The organism is Acidipropionibacterium jensenii (assembly GCF_005890135.1).
In the GTDB taxonomy this organism is placed as follows: Bacteria; Actinomycetota; Actinomycetes; order Propionibacteriales; family Propionibacteriaceae; genus Acidipropionibacterium; species Acidipropionibacterium jensenii.
In genome coordinates, this window is record NZ_CP040635.1 from 1,351,523 (window position 1) to 1,367,947 (window position 16,425).

A 16,425-nucleotide genomic window follows, 5' to 3' on the forward strand; every position below is an offset into this window, starting at 1 on the left:
TGAGGGGCTGGCGGTCGGCGATGCGTCTGGCCCTGGATCTGGGCGCCCGCGCGCCGAGCTGGGGGGACGTCCCGATCGGTGCGGTGCTGCTGGGCCCCGACGGGTCGGTGGTCTCCAGCGCGGCCAATGAGCGGGAGCGGACCGGGGATCCCACCGCCCATGCCGAGGTGCTCGCCATCCGGCGCGGGGCCGAGCGGATGCGCACTCTCACCGATGAGGGGTGGCGACTGTCGGGATGTACCTTGGTGGTGACCCTGGAGCCCTGCACGATGTGCGCCGGGGCGATCGTCGCGGCGCGAGTCCCCCGTCTGGTGTTCGGCGCCTTCGACCCGAAGGCGGGAGCGGTCGCCTCCCTGTGGGATGTGGTCCGCGACCCGCGGCTCAATCACCGCGTGGAGGTGGTCAGCGGGGTGATGGCCACCGAGTCGGCGGCCCTGCTGAGCGGATTCTTCGGCGAGCGGCGCTGAGCCGCACCGGGAGGGTCCGGGCCCGTCCTATACCGTTGGGCGGGTGAGCAGATCGGGAGAGCAGAGCGCCTCGCAGGCCGGCGAGAGCCGGGAGGAGGCCGCGTCGTCGACTCCCGCGGACAGCCCGAAGCACTTCGTGAGGACCAGAGGATTCCTCGTCCGGCACGAGTTCCTCGCCTCGGTGATGAAGGTGATGACGGGCACCGGGGTGGCCCAGCTGATCGCCATGGTGGCCACCCTGTACGTCACCCACCGGGTGGCGCCGGCCGAGTGGGGGATCTACGCGGCGATCATGGCGGTGGCCCAGTTCGTCATCCCGGTGGCGGCGCTGCGCTACGACATGGCCATTGTGCTTCCCCGCGACGACGGCGAGGCCAAGAGGATCTTCCGGCTGGCGACCCTCATCAACGCCGTGATGTCGGTGCTCGCGATGATCGTGATGATCCCGGTGGGAGGCCTGCTGGCCAATGCCCTGGGGGCCCCTCAGGCGCGCTGGTGGATGCTGGCCGTCGGGCCGATCATCTTCACCTTCGCCGAGCTGGCGATCGTCAACTACTGGGCGAACCGGCGCAAACGGTTCGGCGTCATCGGCACCAATGCCGTGTGGAACCAGTCGGTCACCGCCGGCGGCCGCATCGTGGCGGCCTTCGCCGGACTGGGAGGGTTCGGCCAGCTGGCCGCGACCCTGCTCGGCGAGGTGGCCGCTCTCGGCAACTTCCGCCATCGGCTCGGCAAGGACCTCAAGTCCATCCCGGAGTCCCAGGTTCCGCTGCGGACGCTGCTCCGGCGCTATCTCAAGATGCCGCTGCTCACCGCCCCCAACGCCATCGTCGACGCGCTGCGGCTGCAGGGCATCAACCTGTCCATCGGGCTGTACTTCTCCAGGGCCACCCTGGGTACCTTCAACATGGCCTGGTCGCTCATGCAGGTCCCGGCCTCGGTGATCAACTCGGCGATGTCCCAGGTCTTCTTCCAGCGCCTGTCGGTCACCGACGCCGGTCGGATGTTCAAGAGCGTCCGGTCCTCGGTGGTCCGCTCGGCGATCATCGGGATCGTGCCCTTCGCGGCGCTGTACTTCCTCATCCCGCCGGTGCTGCCGTGGCTGATGGGCGACGCCTACGCTATGTCGGCCAGGATCGCGGTGGCCCTGGTGCCCTGGCTCTACGTGAACTTCATCACCTCGCCGATCTCGAACATGTTCATCGTCACCCGCAACAACGGGGTGGCGCTGGCCTTCGCCAGCGTCTACGCGGCGGTGCCGCTGGCCTATCTGGCGATGACGCACCACGACATCGTGAAGACGATGTACGTGATGTCGCTCATCATGGCCGGGCTGCTGGTGTGTTACATCGGGCTGGCGCTGGTCGTCGCCAGGCGGTTCGACACCAGGCCCCGGCCGGCCGGTGCGGACGGCACCGGTGATGCCGAGGGGACGACCGAGGAGTCGGCGGGGGAACCCAGTGGGGAGTCGGCAGGGGAGTCGGCCAGGAACCTGCGGGACTGACTGTCGGGCCGGCACGGGCGCCGGATCCCGCGCCGCGAAATTGTGTCGGGACGCGGGGGTCCGATATGTTGAGTAACGGTGACGTGTCTGAGCGGCCGAAAGTACCCGCCTCGAAAGCGGGTGTAGCGAGAGCTACCGAGGGTTCAAATCCCTCCGTCACCGCCATGCGGTACCAGCCCCTGACCAGGTGAACTCTTGGTCAGGGGCTTTTTCGTTGCCTCTGGCGCGGTTGCTGGGGTAGGGCCATGCTGATATCGGGTCGTATCTCCCACGGCGGCAGGGGTCATCCTGGTGACCAGGTGCTGTCTTCCTCGGAGAGAGGACAACCGATGAGCACTGTCTCTGTCACCGCCACCCGGTGGGAGCTGGGATGGGAGCTGTGGATGAATGATGATCACGTCACGCAGTCCCGCACCCTTGCCGACGCCGCGCAGCAGGTCCGCGACTACCTCGACACCGAGCATGGCGAAATCGACCACAGTGACTGGACGATCAACGTCGTCGCCGTCGATCAGCCCTCCTGGGCGGGGAGGCCGGGACGGAGCAACCGTTGCCCCTGTCCAGGTGCCTGACTATTGTCAGGTAAATGGACGATCTGGCGGTGCTCCGGCACTTCAACCGCATCTACACCCAACGCGTGGGCGTTCTGGAGGACTCCTTCCTCGGGATGGGACGGCCGCTGTCGGTCTCCCGGCTGCTCTATGAGATCGGGGCTGTCGACTCCATCGCGGTGGCCGTCCTGAGAGAGATGCTCGGGATGGACTCTGGGCAGTTGGCCCGGACCCTGCGTCGCCTCGAGCGCGAGGGGCTGGTCACCACCACTCCCGATCCAGCGGACCGGAGACGCCGCATCGTCCGCCTCACCGGCGCTGGACGAGAGGTCTGGCAGGAGATGGAGGCTCGCTCGGATCTCAAGGCGAGCCAACTCCTGACACCCCTCACCCCGCATCAGCGAAGTCGGCTTCACGACGCTCTGGAGACCGCAGATCTGCTGGTGCGCGCCGCGACGGTCGAGTTCCGCGAGGTGCCCGTCGACGATCCCCGGGCGCGAACCGCCCAGCATGCGTACTTCGCCGAACTGCACGAGCGGATGGGATATCAGGACCCCGGACCCGAACCCGTCACCCCCGGTGCTGTCCACCTCGTCGCCTGTTCCGACGGACAGCCCGTCGCCCACGGGGAACTGCGCCCGGAGCCGACCATCCCCGATGCCGGCGAGCTCAAGAGGCTGTGGGTTCATCGCGACTGGCGCGGTGCCGGCCTGGGATCGCGCACCCTGCGCCGCCTTGAGACCCTCGCCCGCGACAGCGGCTACGCACGTCTCTACCTGGACACCAACAGCGCCCTCGCCGAGGCCGTCTCCCTCTACGACCACCTCGGCTACCGGCGCGTCGATCGCTACAACGACAATCCTGACGCCGAGCTGTTCTTCTGCAAGGACCTCATCGGCTCCCGGGACTCCGGGCCGGGGGCCGACACCACTGCGGCGCTCACCTGATCCAGCGCTTGGTGACCGTCAGCCACCGTCTGACACTCTTGTTGGGGCCGAGGTTGTTGAAGGTGTAGAAGTCACCGTTCCGAGCGTCGTCGACCCGGAGCTGAATCCTGTTGTCGGATGACAGTCCGTACGCTCCGTACCGATGCCTCTTCAGGACCCGCCACGTGTCCTTGTGACCGTCCAGCCCCATCGAGGTCAGCGTGTTCCCGCACATGGCCACCGTCCAGACGCCCCGGTCGTCGAGCCCCTGAACCGCCCATACGGCCGTCGCCGTGCACGGGGTCCCAGGACGGTGCAAGAGCCGCGACCCTCCCCCGCACCACGGCCGAGGCCCTGCTCGGGGCGCCGTTCCATCTGCCGGCGACGATCCGGTACGAGTACGACCCCACAGCGGCTGGAGCCGTCGTCCTGAAGGTTCCCCGGCCGTTGGCCGCGAGCTTCCCCGAGGCGATCGTGACCCAGGCGCCGGACCGCAGTGCCTGCAGGGAGACGGCCCTACCGGCCCGTGCCGGGGAGGTCACTGCGGTCGCCGTCAGTGTCCGTCGTGGCCCCACCGGGGTTGTCACCGACAGGCTGACCTTCTGGTCGACCGGTCTGACGGTGACCGGTGCGGTGGCCACCGCGGGATGGACCCTGCCCCGGTAGCTGATCGCACCGGCGTAGGAACGCAGGGTGTCCACGGATCCGGTGTGGACGGTGAAGCGGAATCTGCCGGAGGCTGCGGTCCTCCCGGAGAAGATGGTCCGCCAGGAGTTGCCGACCTTCTTCTGGAGGACGACGGGGCGGACGAATGCGGTCGGAACGGAGGAGTAGTAGTTGAACCGCTCCGACCTCATCGGGTTGGCCGGAGAGAGGGACGTGCGCCGAGGGGGTGAGATAGCGGGTGATGTCTGGCTGTTTGTCCCGGTCACCGGAATAGGGGACGTGTCAAGCCTTGTTTCCATTCCTGGTTCGGCAAGACTGGCCATTCACAGCTCCATCCGAAGTCATGGTGCGGTGGTGACCTCACGGGTCGTTCACCCGACATCAGTCTTCAGTCCGCTGGACCCAGAGGAGAACGTGATGGACACGACGCACCAGGACGGCTGCGACCCGCTCGGGGTCGGCCATGGCAGACGTCTGCCGAAGCCTGGTCCGCTGTCGCGAGTCATCGACGCCTCCCTCGACCTGGCCTGGATGGAGGCGGCCGGTCGCACCCTGGAGACCGATGAGGCGCGAGTCCTGGATCTGTGCGACGAACTCTGGAGTGTCCGTGCCGACATCGCACGGTCGATGCGCGAGGCCCGCGACGAGGATGGTCCGCGGGGCCACTGACGAGCCGAGTCAGCCTTCCCGATCGATTCAGCCCAGCAGAGGCCGGTGGTGACGCACCACCAGATCCCGGCCCTCGGGAAGACCCGCCAACTCCGCCCCCAGCGGCTCGACGATGATCCGCTGCACCGGGCGCCGGTCGATGTCCGACAACTCGATCTGGACCTGCAGATCACCGTCCTGACCCGGCAGCCGCCACACCAGATGGGCGGCCGAGGCGCACCACAGCATCCGTGAGGCCAGCGGGGCCGGACTGGCGGTGAGCCCGCCGACCCGACGGACGGCGTCCCTGAACTGCCGGCGTCGCACATCGGCGGGAATGTCGTAGAAGACGTTGGCGGTCAGCTGGTCGGCGACCTTGGTGAAGTCTCCGCTGGCGTGCAGCATCGCGTCGACACGGCGGGCCGCCTGGAAGGTCTGCGACCACAGTTTGATCCGGCGCGCCGGCAGATCGAGGCGGTGCAGCACGGTGTCCAGAAGGTCGGCGGCACGGGTCGCGACCGGCTGGCCGTCGGCGGTGGCGTAGGCGACCACCCCGATACCGGAGTCCAGATGCCATCGCATGTTGGCGGCGTATCCGGGCAGCCCCCCGGAGTGCTGGGCGATCGTCCCGAACCGGGCATCCCGTTCCACCATCAGCCCGAGTCCGTACCCGATGGCGTCGTTGCGCGGCGACGTCCAGCGCGGGCCGATGGAGGCGACCGCGGTGTGGATCCGCTGCATCCTGGCCCGGGAGAAGCTCGACAGCACGCTCACCCGCGGTTCGCCGTTCTGACCGCCGCCGAAACCGGACTTCTCGAAGGGTTCGCTCAGCCATCCGGACCATCGCGCGATGTCGTCGACGGTGCTGAACAGGGCGCCGATCGGAGCGGTCGCACCGGAGTCGGCCATCTCCCTCTCCACCCAACTGGCACCCTGGTCAAAGGTCGTGAACCCCTTCGCCAGGGTGTCGCGGTCGCCGTAGTCCTGGGCCCGGTAACGGGTGTCGTCCAGACCCAGCGGGTTGAGCAGTTCGCGTTTCAGGAAGCTCTCGTAGCGTTCGCTGGTGATCACCTCCAGAATGAGCGAGGCGACCGTGAAAGCGATGTTGGAGTACTGGTAGGTCTGTCCCGGCGGCTCGGTGTAATGAAGTCCGCGCTGCAGAAGGGCCACGAACTCCCGGCGCGGAATGTCGAGATTGTGGTCGGACCAGGCATTGTCCTCGGGAAGTCCCGAGCAGTTCGAGATGATCATCTTGACCGTCACGACCTCGCCGATCGGGGTGGCGAAGGCCGGCACGTAACGGCTCACCGGATCGTCGAGATCGAGCTCGCCGCGCTCCACCAGGAGCAGCAGGCAGGCCACCAGGAAGCTCTTGGACATCGACGCGATCCGGAAGACGTCGCCTCGTCCCGGCGCGCTGAAGCCCTCCCGGGCGGCCGACGAGAAGGCGATGACGCCGCTGCGGTCGAAGACCGCAGCGGCCCAGGTCGGTGCGCAGAGGGACCACTGCGGTACCGACTCCTCGACGATCCCCCTGACGATCTCGGAGTCTGCTCCCTCGCTCGACATGTGCGCCCTCTCCAGTGTGTGCCTGCAGCTGCCCGGTGGCTCAGCCACAGGGCCGAACCTAGCCTGACGAAATGCTCCAGACGGCCGGAAGAGGCTCCGGAAACAGAGCGGTTACGCGATTGTCCAGACGGTGTTTCGTGGCACTCGGATGATCGTCACACTCGGCCCCGGAATTGGCCGGACGGTCACCAGACGGTCACCCGGTGGTCGCCCCGGCGTCATCCCAACTTGTTCTGGGCCAGCCACTGCTGGGCGACGGCGGAGGCGTCCTGCTTGTCGATGACGACCTTCTTGACCAGCCCGGCCAGCACCGGGGTGGTGAGCTTGGCCGAGACGGCGTCCAGACTCCTGGTGAGTGCCGGGGTGGCCTTCGACCGGGTCATCACCGGGACGACGTTCTGGGCGCCGAACAGGTTCTTGGGATCCTGGAGGACCACGAAGTCGTTGACGGCGATGTTGGGATCGGTGGTGTAGAGGTTCGCCACCTGCACCTGGCCGCCCTTGAGGGCCTGAAGGGTGAGGGGACCCCCGACGTCCAGCGGCCGGAACTGCTTGAAGGACAGACCGTAGACGCGCTTGAGCCCCTGGACCCCGTCGACCCGGGTGGCGAACTCCGGGGGAGCGCCCAGCACCAGCTGGGAGGCCTTGCCGGACAGGTCGGCGATCGAGCTGAGACCCAGACTCTGGGCGGTCTTTCTGGTGACCACCATCGAGTCCTTGTTCTGCGCCGAGGCCGGGGTCAGCGAGACGAGCTGGTCCGGCAGGGCCTTCTTCAGTGAGGCGTCGGCGGTCCGGGAGTCGGTGATCGCGGCGGTCTTGTCGAGATAGCGGGCCAGATTGCCGGTGTACTCCGGGATGAGGTTGATCTCGCCCTTCTCCAGAGCCGGAAGGTATGTCTCCCGGGAGGCGATGTTGAGTCTGGTGGTCACCTTCGCCCCGGTGTGGCGCAGCGCTCCGGCGTAGATGTCGGCGAGCAGCTCGTTCTCGGGGAAGTTCGCCGAGCCGACGACGATGGTGTCTGAGGCGGCCGAACCCCCCGATCCGGACGAGCCGGACGAGCCGGAGGCCAGCGGATCCGAGGACGCCCCGCAGCCGGTCAGCACGAGGGTGGTGATGAGAGCGACGGCAGTCGCCATGATTCTGCGGGACACGGGAGACCTCCTGAGCCGATGAGCTGCCCATTGTGGCGCCCGGGACCGACAGGTCACGAGCAGTTCAGCGGTCAGATGAGTCGGACTCCGGGGACAGGCCCGGTGAGACGACGAGTTTCTGGACGCCGGCCAGCACCAGATCGACCACCAGTGCCAGACAGGCCACCAGGACCGATCCGCCGGCCATCATCGGGTAGTCCCGGGCGCCCTGGCCGAGCTGGAGGAAGTAGCCCAGCCCGCCCAGCCCCACATAGGCGGCCAGGGTGGCGGTGGCGATCACCTGCAGCGCGGCCGAGCGCAGCCCCGACAGGATCAGCGGCAGGGCGCAGGGCACCTCCACCCACCACAGCCGCTGCCAGCCGGTCATCCCCATCCCGGTCGCGGCGTCGTGGGCATCGGGCGGCACGGCATCGATCCCCGAGTAGGTGCCGGCCAGCACCGGCGGGACCGCCAGGATCACCAGGACGCCGATCGCCGGGACCTGGAAGGCCGCACTGCCGGACAGCCGCGGCCCGATGACCAGCACCGCGGCGTAGAGCAGTCCCAGGGTGGGCAGCGCCCGCATCCCGTTGACCAGGTTCACCACCGCGGAGCCGCCGCGGCCCGAGTGGCCCACCCACAGTCCCAGCGGGATGCCGATGAGCGCCGCCAGCCCCATCACGACCCCGGAGTAGCCCAGATGCTGGCCGATGAGGGCCCACGCGCCCTCGGACCCCGACCAGGTGGCCGGGGAGGTGAGCCAGTGCCACAGCCCGATCATGAGGCGCACCCCGGGCGGGTCCGCTGCCACGGGGTGACCAGGCGGGTGAGGACGACGATGACGGCGTCCAGCAGGACCGCCAGGAGGACGCAGGCCAGGATGCCGACCACGATCTCGGTGACGAAGGACCGGTTGAACCCGTCGGTGAACAGCGAACCCAGCTGGGGCACGCCGATCAGAGCGGCCACCGAGACGATCGAGACATTGCTCACCGCCGCCACCCGCACCCCGGCCGAGATGGCCGGGGTGGCCAGCGGAAGATCCACGGTGAGGAACCGCCGCAGCCGGCCGATCCCCATCGCCCGCGCCGCGCTGGTGACGTCGGCGGGGACGGTGGCCAGGGCATCGGCGACGGTGCGCACCAGCAGGGCGACGGTGTAGACGCTCAGCGCCGCCACGACATTGGCCGGGTCGAGGATCCCGGTGCCAAGCACCAGCGGCATGAGGATGAACAGGGCCAGGCTCGGGATGGTGTAGAGCAGTCCCGCCGTCACCACGACCGGGGAGTACAGGGACCGGCGGGCCCGTGCCAGGCCGCCCAGCGGCAGGGCGATCACCAGTCCGATGAGCAGCGGCAGGACGGCCAGCACTGCGTGCTGTCCGGTGAGCTGCCAGATCTGGTCGGTGTGGTCGAGGAACCACCTCATGGCCGCTGCCCGCCCGTCTCGATCGCGGCGAGCACATCGGCGGCGCGCACCGTGCCGAGGAGCCGGTGGTCCCGGTCGACGACCACTCCGCGCCGGCTGGGGGAGGACAGCGCGGCGTCCAGCATGGCGCGCAGCGATCCCGACCCCGGTGCCGGTCCGCCCCGCTCGGCCAGGGTGCCGCCCAGGTGGAGGTCGTTCCTGTCGACCCGGGCGCCGGTCTCCGCGGGCCGGATCCAGCCCAGCGGGGAGGCGGCGTCGTCGACCACCAGCAGCCAGGGGTCCCCGCCGGCCGCCGTCACGGCGCCGTCGTGGGGCGCTCCCAGCGTCACGGTCGACTCCTGGTGGGTCGGCAGGTCGGGGGCCGGGGCGAAGGCGAGCCCTCGGTAGCCGCGGTCGTGGCCCAGGAAGGCGGCCACGAAGTCGTCGGAGGGGCCGGCCAGCAGCCGGTCGGGGGAGTCCTGCTGGGCCAGGGTGCCGCCCACCCTCAGCACCGCGATCTGGTCACCGAGCCGGATCGCCTCGTCGATGTCATGGGTGACCAGCACGATGGTCTTGCCGAGATCTGCCTGGAGGTGCAGGAACTCGTCCTGCAGCTGTTCGCGGACCTGCGGGTCCACCGCGCTGAACGGCTCGTCCATCAGCATCACCGGCGGGTCGGCGGCCAGCGCCCGGGCGACGCCGACGCGCTGCTGCTGGCCTCCCGACAGCTGCCGGGGGTAGCGCCGGGCCAGCGAGGCGTCCAGTCCGACCCGCTCCAGCAGCTCCAGGGCGTCGCCGCGGGCCTGCCGGCGGCCGGTGCCGAGCAGCCGGGGGACGGTGGTGATGTTGTCGAGAACGGTCCGGTGGGGGAACAGGCCGCCGCTCTGGATGACATATCCCATTCGACGTCGCAGGTCGGTGGGATCGAGGGTGGAGACGTCCTCGCCGTCGATCTGGATGGATCCCGAGGTCGGCCTCACCATCCGGTTGATCATTCTCAGCGAGGTGGTCTTTCCGCATCCGGAGGGCCCCACCAGGACCGTGATCTGCCCGGTCGGGGCCGTCAGACTCAGCCCGTCGACCGCCCGGGTGCCGTTGTCGTAGACCTTGACGACATCGTTGAAACAGATCATGAGGTGGCAGAATAACACCGTGCCGATATTCGATCTCGACCTCCTGATCGGGGCGGCGGTCGCACTACTGGCGGTCTTCGCGGCACGAATCAGCTCTCGGCTCGGGCTTCCGGCCCTGCTGCTCTTCCTGCTGGTCGGGATGATGCTGGGCCCGGTCGGGTTCGGCATCCAGTTCAACGACGCGGCGATGGCCCATGGCCTGGGATTCGCCGCCCTGGTGCTGATCCTGGCCGAGGGCGGCCTGAGTACGAAGTGGACCTCGATCAAACCGGCGCTCGCGGTCTCCAGCCTGCTGGCGACGGTCGGCGTCGGCGTCTCGATCGGCCTGATGGCGGTCTTCGGTCACTTCGTCATCGGGCTGCCGTGGAATGTCGCGATCCTGCTCGGCGCGGTCACCGCGCCCACCGACTCGGCGGCCGTCTTCTCCGTGCTGCGGGGGGTTCCGGTGCCCTCCCGGGTGAGATCGGTGCTGGAGGCCGAGTCCGGTCTCAACGACGCCCCGACCGTTCTCGTGGTGATCGCCATGACCGCGATGATCGGCGGCCACCAGCCCCACGGTGGGATCCCCGGGCTGATCGGCTCGGTGGTCTACGAGTGGGTCGGCGGCATCCTTCTGGGACTGGCGGTGGGCTGGGTCGCGGTGCGGATCACCCGGCGGGCCATCCTGCCCTCCTCGGGTCTGTACGCCCTGGCCGCACTGTCCTGGGGGGTGCTCGCCTACGGCCTGGGGGTGTGGATCGGGGTCTCCGGCTTCGCCGCGGTCTACGTCGCCTCCGTGGTGGTCGGCAACGGCGACCTGCCCTACCGGCACGCCACCGAGTCCTTCGCCGAGGGGGTCGGCTGGATGGCCCAGATCGGACTGTTCGTGATGCTCGGCCTGCTGGCCGACCTGGACCGTCTCAGCTGGGCCGAGGTGATCCAGGGCACGGTCGCCGGGGTCTTCCTCACCTTCGTGGCGCGCACCGTCTCGGTGATCGTGTGCGCGACGCCGTTCCGGATCCCCTGGCGCCACCAGGCCTTCCTGTCATGGGCGGGGCTGCGCGGGGCGGTGCCGATCATTCTGGCCACCATCCCGATGGCCGCCAGGATCGACGAGGCCCAGCACGTCTTCGACATTGTCCTGGTGTTCGTGGTGGTGTTCACCAGCCTCCAGGGACCGACCCTGCCCTGGGTGGGACGGCTGCTGGGACTGGTGGATCCGGACGCCGCCAAGGACGTCGACATCGAGGTCGCGCCGCTGGACCAGATCGACGCCGTGCTGCTGCAGGTCAACGTCCCCCAGGACTCCCACCTGGTCGGGGTGACGGTCAGGGAGCTGCGGCTGCCCCGCAATGCCTTCATCTCGCTCATCATCCGCAGCGAGGAGTCCTTCGTGCCGCGGGCCTCCACCGCCCTGTCGCCCGGGGACGAGCTGCTCCTGGTGACTCCGGAGAGGCATCGTCGTCAGGTCCAGGAGAGGCTCACCGAGATCGGCCGGGGCGGCCGACTGGCCCGTTGGCACGGGCTGAGGATCACCGCCGAGGAGTGATCCGGGGCCTCAGCTGGTAGCCGACGGGGAGGCCGAGGGGGTCGACGGTGAGGGCGATCCCGGCGTCGGCGTCGGGCTGGCGCTGGGGGCCGGCAGGCAGACCGGGCCGGTGACCGGCAGCGAGGTGGGCGCCTTGGCGTTGAATCCGCCGTAGGTGGTGCCGACCTTCACGGTCACCGAGTGGTCGACCTTGGTGGCGTCCTCCTGGATGGCCGACTTCGGGAAGAAGGCCGCCACGAGCTTCACCTCGGGGGAGTCCTTGGCGACTCCGACGATGACGGTCTGCTTGACGCGGTCCTCGGTGTTGCCGACGTCGGTGACGTTGAATCCCTTGGCGGTGAGCTGCTTGCCGACGTCACCGGCCAGACCGCGGGTGTACCCGCCATTGATGACGTTGACGCTCACCGACTTGGTGGTGAGGGTCTTGCCGACATCGGTGGGCACGCAGGGAGGCACCACATCCCCGGGCATCGGCGCCGTCAACCCCTTCCAACCGAAGAAGAAGGCCACCCCGACCAGTGCGAGCAGCAGCAGCAGGGTGATGGGGGTGGCGGCGATCCGAAGATAGCGTCGAGTGGATTCGGAGGTCATGGAGGCTCTGGGTCAGCGCAGCTCAAGAACCCGGGCGTGGACCGTCTGACGCTGCTGCAGAGCGGCGCGCAGAGCACGGTGCAGGCCGTCCTCCAGGTAGAGCTCGCCGCGCCATGCCACGACATGGGCGAAGAGATCACCGTAGAAGGTGGAGTCGTCCTCGAGAAGGTTTCCCAGATCCAGGGTGCTCTTCGTCGTGACGAGCTGGTCGAGACGCACCTGGACAGGCGGGATCTCGGACCACTGCTTCTGCACGTACCCGTGGTCGGGGTAGGGGCGAGAGTCGCCGACTCGTTTGAAGATCACGCAGCGATCCTACCGGTTGCCGAGGACATGCAACCTCCAACGGTCGGGTGAGTCGAGCGATCGGGAGACGCCGCCCGGGGCGATGACGCCGTTTGTCCACCGCGTCGTGGGGTGCGCCGCGACCCCGATCCCGGGCGTAGCGTTTGTGCCGCGCACCGGGACCTCCCGCGCCTCTGGAAAGGAAGACGATGACCCAGTTCGACTTCGATAGCCCCACCCCCGAGTGGCTGCGTGCCCGTGGCACCGGCCGCTGGAAGGACGTGGACGAGGACGTCATTCCGCTGTGGGTGGCGGAGATGGACTTCCCGGTTGCCCCTCCGGTGCAGGCGGCGATCCAGGACGTCGTCACCAAGCAGGCCTACGGGTATCCGCGCAACAACGGTCTCAAGGAGGCCTGGGCCGCATGGGCCGGCCGCCATGAGGGGCTGGACGTCGACCCGGACAAGGTCGCGCTGCTGCCCGACGTGCTCACCGGGGTGAGGCTGGCGATCCGCACCTACTCCCCGGAGGGGTCCCCGGTGGTGCTGCCGACACCAGCCTACATGCCGTTCTGGGAGGTGCCAGGACTGGAGCACCGCGAGATCGTCTCGGTGCCGATGGTCACCGGGCCCGACGGCCTGGCGACCCTGGACCTCGACGGGATCGAGGCTGCCTTCGCCCAGGGGGCCCGTTCGATGATCCTCAGCCAGCCCTACAACCCGCTGGGCCGGGTCTTCACCGCCGATGAGCTGCGTCCGCTGGCCGAGCTGGCCGAGAAGTACGACGCCTTCATCATCTCCGACGAGATCCACGGGCCGTTGGTCCCCGAGGGCCACAATGTGGCCTTCGCATCGGTCTGTGAGCTCGCCGCGAAGCGCTCGGTGAACGTGTCCTCGGCGTCCAAGTCGTGGAACCTGGCCGGCCTCAAGACCGCCTTCATCACCTTCTTCACCGACGAGACCCGCCGCGCCTGGGTCAAGGGGGTCCACGAGCTGGAGTCCGAGGGGGCCACCACGGTCGGGCTGGCCGCCAACCTGGCGGCCTTCACCTCGGGTCAGCCCTGGCTCGACGCGGCCAACGCCTACATCCGTGCCAATGCCGTGTGGTTGCACGACGCACTGGCCAGCCGGCTGCCCGAGGTGCACTTCACGGTGCCCCAGGGGACCTACCTGGGCTGGCTCGACCTGCGCGACGCCGGGCTGCCCGATCATGCCGGCAGCTGGCTGCTCGAGCACGCGCGGATCCGACTCAACGACGGTCCGACCTTCGGCCCCGGCGGGGCCGGGCACGCCAGGATCAACCTGGCGACCCCTCGTCCCCTCCTCATCGAGGCGACCGGACGGATGGTCGAGGCGATCACCCACCGCTCCCGGTAACGTTCCCGGTGAGAGGCCTTCGGCCGTGCTGGCGGCGCGTGGGGACCGGCCGCTCAGGGCCGGTCCCATGGCGGCGCGCCCGGCGCGGAGGCTCGACTGAATCGCCCATCCGTGCAACGGTGGGCACACATGTGGTGCGGAGTGACTGACTTCCCGCTCCGGCCCCCGAGGAGAGGCAAGCTCGTATGGACATCAGATCCATGGATCCGCAGAGCGTTCAGGAGCTCTTCGATGTTCCGGTGGTAGGACCCGATGGGGAGAGTGTCGGCACCGTCGAGCAGATCTTTGCCGACGATGTGACCGGCGCCCCGACCTTCCTCACCGTGCGCAACGGGGATCGGGAGTGCTACATCCCGGTCAGCGGAGCCGACCTGGATGCGCACACCGTGACCATTCCGTTCTCCAAGGATGTCGTCGACGCCGCCCCCTCGGCGGTGGACGCCGAGGACCTGTCCCTGGAGCAGGAGACCTCGCTGTACCGCTACTACGGGATCCGGCCGCCGCGCAGGTCCTCGGCGGGCACCGGGGAGCATGACGAAGCGGCTGCCGGTGACGATGTCACCCCGAGCCACGCGCAGTCCGACGAGGAGGACGAGGCCTACCAGAGGCCGTCCGACGAGGAGAACCCGGCGGCCCTGGACGAGCCCGTGCTGGGCGGCCAGGAGGCTCCCGCCGAGGAGCCCGACGACGAGAACGAGTTCCGCTCGATCGAGGAGATCGACGAGTCCCAGGATCCCGCCGCTCCCGAGTCGACCACCGACGAGCTGCCGGCCGAGGAGGCCGCGGTGCTCGACGGCCCGGACGACGTCCAGCCCGTCGAGGCTGCTGGCGATGAGTCGGCCGAGGAGACGGCGGGGATCGACAGCGCCGCCGACCAGGACGCCGAGGAGACGGCCGACCAGGTCGAGTCCGAGGATGTCGTCGAGCCCGCCGATGAGGCGGAGCAGGCACCCGAGGAGTCCGTCGAGCCGGCCGATGTGGCCGAGACGGCCGCGGTCGCCGGAGTGGCCGGGATGACCGGTGCCGCGGTGAGCGAGGACGCCTCCTCCCAGGCCGATGAGGTGGATCCGCTCGACGCCCTCATCGTCGACCCGGGCGATGTGGACAAGGCCGACCCCGAAGGGGTGCGGGCCGTTCCCGAGCCGGACGAGCTTGGCGACGTCGTGCTGCCCGCCGGTGCGAAGCTGCGCAAGTACGTCATCACCGAGATGGTCACCGTCCAGGTTCCGGTGCGCCGCGAGGTGGTCTGCTACGAGGACGCCGACGGCGTCATCCACGAGCTACGGACCGTCCCGGCGCCGGCCCCGGCGGCCCAGGCGACGCCCGAGGACTCGGGCGACCCGGAGGACTGAGACGCAGAAGAAGGGGGCCCGCCGAATTATCGGCGGGCCCCCTTCTGCGTGGTGAGCCGTGTGCTCCGGAGCGAGCCGGAGCCTCAGCGGGACCGGATCAGCCGACCTGCTGGTAGCTGACGGTGACAACTCCCGAGCCGGTGCTGGCGATCTTGGAGAAGGCGCCGGTGGTGAGGTCCAGGCAGCGTCCGGAGATGTAGGGCCCGCGGTCGTTGACGCGCACGATGACGGACTTGCCGTTGGCCTTGTTGGTGACCTTGAGGCGGGTGCCGAACCGCATGGTCTTGTGGGCGGCGGTCATCGCGGAGGCGCTGAAGCGCTCGCCGTTGGCGGTCTGGTAGCCGTAGCCGTAGAACGAGGCCTTGCAGGTGCCCAGCGAGCCGGTCGTGGTGACGCGGCTGGCCGAACGCGAGGCGGTGGAGTTGCGGGCGGGGGCGGCGACCTTGGAGTAGCTGAGGTAGCCACTGGAGATGTAGCCGGTCTTGCCCTTGTAGAGCACCTTGGTCCAGCCGCCGCGGGAGGCGGACAGTGCCTTGACGTGCCCGGCCTGGGGCAGCATCCCGATCTTGGCGCTGGAGGTAGTGGCCCGCGACCGCACGGTCACGGTGGTCTTGGCGTAGACGATGCGGCCGCCGCTGCGGGAGGCGGTCGGCTTGGCGGCCGCCACCTTGCCGTGGCTGAGGTAGCTGCTGGAGATGTAGCCGACCTTGCCCTTGTAGAGCACCTTGGTCCAGCCGCCGCGGGAGGCGGACAGGGCCTTGACGTGCCCGGCGCGGGGCAGCAGTCCGATCTTGGCGCTGGAGGTGGTGGCCCTGGCGCGCACGTTGACGGTGGCGGTCGCGTAGACGAGCTTGCCGGCCTGGCCGGCGGGCTTCGGTGCGACGGCGGCCTTCGGGGCTGCGACCGGCTTGGGGGCGCTGGCCACCTTGGTGGGCTGCGCGGGAGCGGCGTGAGCCTGTTCCCCAACCGATCCCATGACGGCGACGCCGGTGGCTGCACTGATGGCAACGATGCGGCGCAGGGACCGACTGTGGCCCGAGGTCTGAGTGTTGATCATGTCGAGTTCCTTCCGCTGGGGGCCAACGGAGGCCCGGCGACAACCCGACAATAAGGACAGTCTGAGAGATTCTCAACTTTTTGTCGGAACTTTCGCTCCCCGGGCGCCCCGTGGACGGCCGCCCGATGGCCGTCTGACGGCGTCCTGAGGACGTCGCGAGGGCTTGTCAGGGCAGGGTGACAGTGCTTTCGGTCGGTCGGATCTCATTACCGCTTCAGACTTCACAGCCGGGTCG

16 protein-coding genes, 1 tRNA gene and 1 pseudogene are annotated in these 16,425 nt (G+C 69.0%); 10 read left to right on the forward strand and 8 right to left on the reverse strand.

The window, feature by feature from the left end:
* Positions 1–20: 20 nt before the first annotated feature.
* The 7 genes from FEZ32_RS05885 (at position 21) to FEZ32_RS05915 (ending at position 4,783) form a co-directional block, all read left to right on the forward strand.
* Positions 21–467, forward strand: a complete 447-nt coding sequence (locus tag FEZ32_RS05885) for a nucleoside deaminase (RefSeq protein ID WP_028702097.1) — start codon at positions 21–23, stop codon at positions 465–467.
* A 181-nt stretch (positions 468–648) separates the two neighbouring features.
* Positions 649–1,971: a lipopolysaccharide biosynthesis protein gene (locus FEZ32_RS05890; RefSeq protein ID WP_420809261.1), complete on the forward strand. Its 1,323-nt coding sequence runs from the start codon at positions 649–651 to the stop codon at positions 1,969–1,971.
* Positions 1,972–2,048: 77 nt separating this feature from the next.
* Positions 2,049–2,136, forward strand: a tRNA-Ser gene (locus FEZ32_RS05895).
* Between the two features lie 164 nt (positions 2,137–2,300).
* Positions 2,301–2,543 (forward strand): hypothetical protein, encoded by a 243-nt coding sequence (locus tag FEZ32_RS05900; protein WP_175415739.1) that lies wholly within the window; start codon positions 2,301–2,303, stop codon positions 2,541–2,543.
* A 14-nt stretch (positions 2,544–2,557) separates the two neighbouring features.
* Complete coding sequence (locus tag FEZ32_RS05905; RefSeq protein ID WP_138680189.1) at positions 2,558–3,469, forward strand: helix-turn-helix domain-containing GNAT family N-acetyltransferase; 912 nt, start codon at positions 2,558–2,560, stop codon at positions 3,467–3,469.
* Positions 3,470–3,895: 426 nt separating this feature from the next.
* On the forward strand, positions 3,896–4,114 hold the full coding sequence (locus FEZ32_RS05910) for a hypothetical protein (RefSeq protein WP_138680190.1): 219 nt from the start codon (positions 3,896–3,898) through the stop codon (positions 4,112–4,114).
* Positions 4,115–4,531: 417 nt separating this feature from the next.
* Positions 4,532–4,783, forward strand: a complete 252-nt coding sequence (locus tag FEZ32_RS05915) for a hypothetical protein (protein ID WP_028702099.1) — start codon at positions 4,532–4,534, stop codon at positions 4,781–4,783.
* A gap of 27 nt (positions 4,784–4,810) precedes the next feature.
* On the opposite strand, the gene FEZ32_RS05920 is transcribed toward FEZ32_RS05915, so the two are convergent.
* The 5 genes and pseudogenes from FEZ32_RS05920 to FEZ32_RS05940 all read right to left on the reverse strand — a co-directional run.
* Positions 4,811–6,331 (reverse strand): serine hydrolase domain-containing protein, encoded by a 1,521-nt coding sequence (locus FEZ32_RS05920; protein ID WP_051238031.1) that lies wholly within the window; start codon positions 6,329–6,331, stop codon positions 4,811–4,813.
* Between the two features lie 218 nt (positions 6,332–6,549).
* Complete coding sequence (locus FEZ32_RS05925) at positions 6,550–7,482, reverse strand: ABC transporter substrate-binding protein (RefSeq protein ID WP_244937926.1); 933 nt, start codon at positions 7,480–7,482, stop codon at positions 6,550–6,552.
* 64 nt (positions 7,483–7,546) lie between these two features.
* Positions 7,547–8,272 (reverse strand): ABC transporter permease, encoded by a 726-nt coding sequence (locus FEZ32_RS05930; protein WP_244937927.1) that lies wholly within the window; start codon positions 8,270–8,272, stop codon positions 7,547–7,549.
* On the reverse strand, positions 8,239–8,889 hold the full coding sequence (locus FEZ32_RS05935) for an ABC transporter permease (protein WP_138680191.1): 651 nt from the start codon (positions 8,887–8,889) through the stop codon (positions 8,239–8,241). The genes FEZ32_RS05930 and FEZ32_RS05935 overlap by 34 nt, the downstream gene beginning before the upstream one ends.
* Before the next feature lie 344 nt (positions 8,890–9,233).
* Positions 9,234–10,001 (reverse strand): annotated as a pseudogene (locus FEZ32_RS05940) (ABC transporter ATP-binding protein); the annotation flags it as partial.
* Here FEZ32_RS05940 and FEZ32_RS05945 point away from each other — a divergent pair.
* The gene (locus tag FEZ32_RS05945; protein WP_175415740.1) at positions 10,000–11,529 is read left to right on the forward strand and encodes a potassium/proton antiporter; all 1,530 of its coding nucleotides are present in this window, start codon (positions 10,000–10,002) and stop codon (positions 11,527–11,529) included. The pseudogene FEZ32_RS05940 and the gene FEZ32_RS05945 overlap by 2 nt on opposite strands.
* 9 nt (positions 11,530–11,538) lie before the next feature.
* Here the strand turns inward: FEZ32_RS05945 and FEZ32_RS05950 are convergent, their stop codons facing one another.
* Both FEZ32_RS05950 and FEZ32_RS05955 read right to left on the reverse strand, forming a co-directional pair.
* Complete coding sequence (locus FEZ32_RS05950; RefSeq protein WP_028702104.1) at positions 11,539–12,120, reverse strand: LytR C-terminal domain-containing protein; 582 nt, start codon at positions 12,118–12,120, stop codon at positions 11,539–11,541.
* A 12-nt stretch (positions 12,121–12,132) separates the two neighbouring features.
* Positions 12,133–12,426, reverse strand: coding sequence for a type II toxin-antitoxin system VapB family antitoxin (locus FEZ32_RS05955; protein WP_097798201.1), 294 nt, complete (start codon positions 12,424–12,426; stop codon positions 12,133–12,135).
* A 188-nt stretch (positions 12,427–12,614) separates the two neighbouring features.
* Between FEZ32_RS05955 and FEZ32_RS05960 the strand changes: the two genes are divergently transcribed.
* Together FEZ32_RS05960 and FEZ32_RS05965 are read left to right on the forward strand one after the other, a co-directional pair.
* On the forward strand, positions 12,615–13,781 hold the full coding sequence (locus FEZ32_RS05960; protein WP_138680193.1) for a MalY/PatB family protein: 1,167 nt from the start codon (positions 12,615–12,617) through the stop codon (positions 13,779–13,781).
* 185 nt (positions 13,782–13,966) lie between these two features.
* Positions 13,967–15,133, forward strand: a complete 1,167-nt coding sequence (locus tag FEZ32_RS05965) for a PRC-barrel domain-containing protein (protein WP_138680194.1) — start codon at positions 13,967–13,969, stop codon at positions 15,131–15,133.
* Positions 15,134–15,230: 97 nt separating this feature from the next.
* Here the strand turns inward: FEZ32_RS05965 and FEZ32_RS05970 are convergent, their stop codons facing one another.
* Positions 15,231–16,190: a septal ring lytic transglycosylase RlpA family protein gene (locus FEZ32_RS05970; protein ID WP_138680195.1), complete on the reverse strand. Its 960-nt coding sequence runs from the start codon at positions 16,188–16,190 to the stop codon at positions 15,231–15,233.
* Positions 16,191–16,425 lie beyond the last annotated feature (235 nt).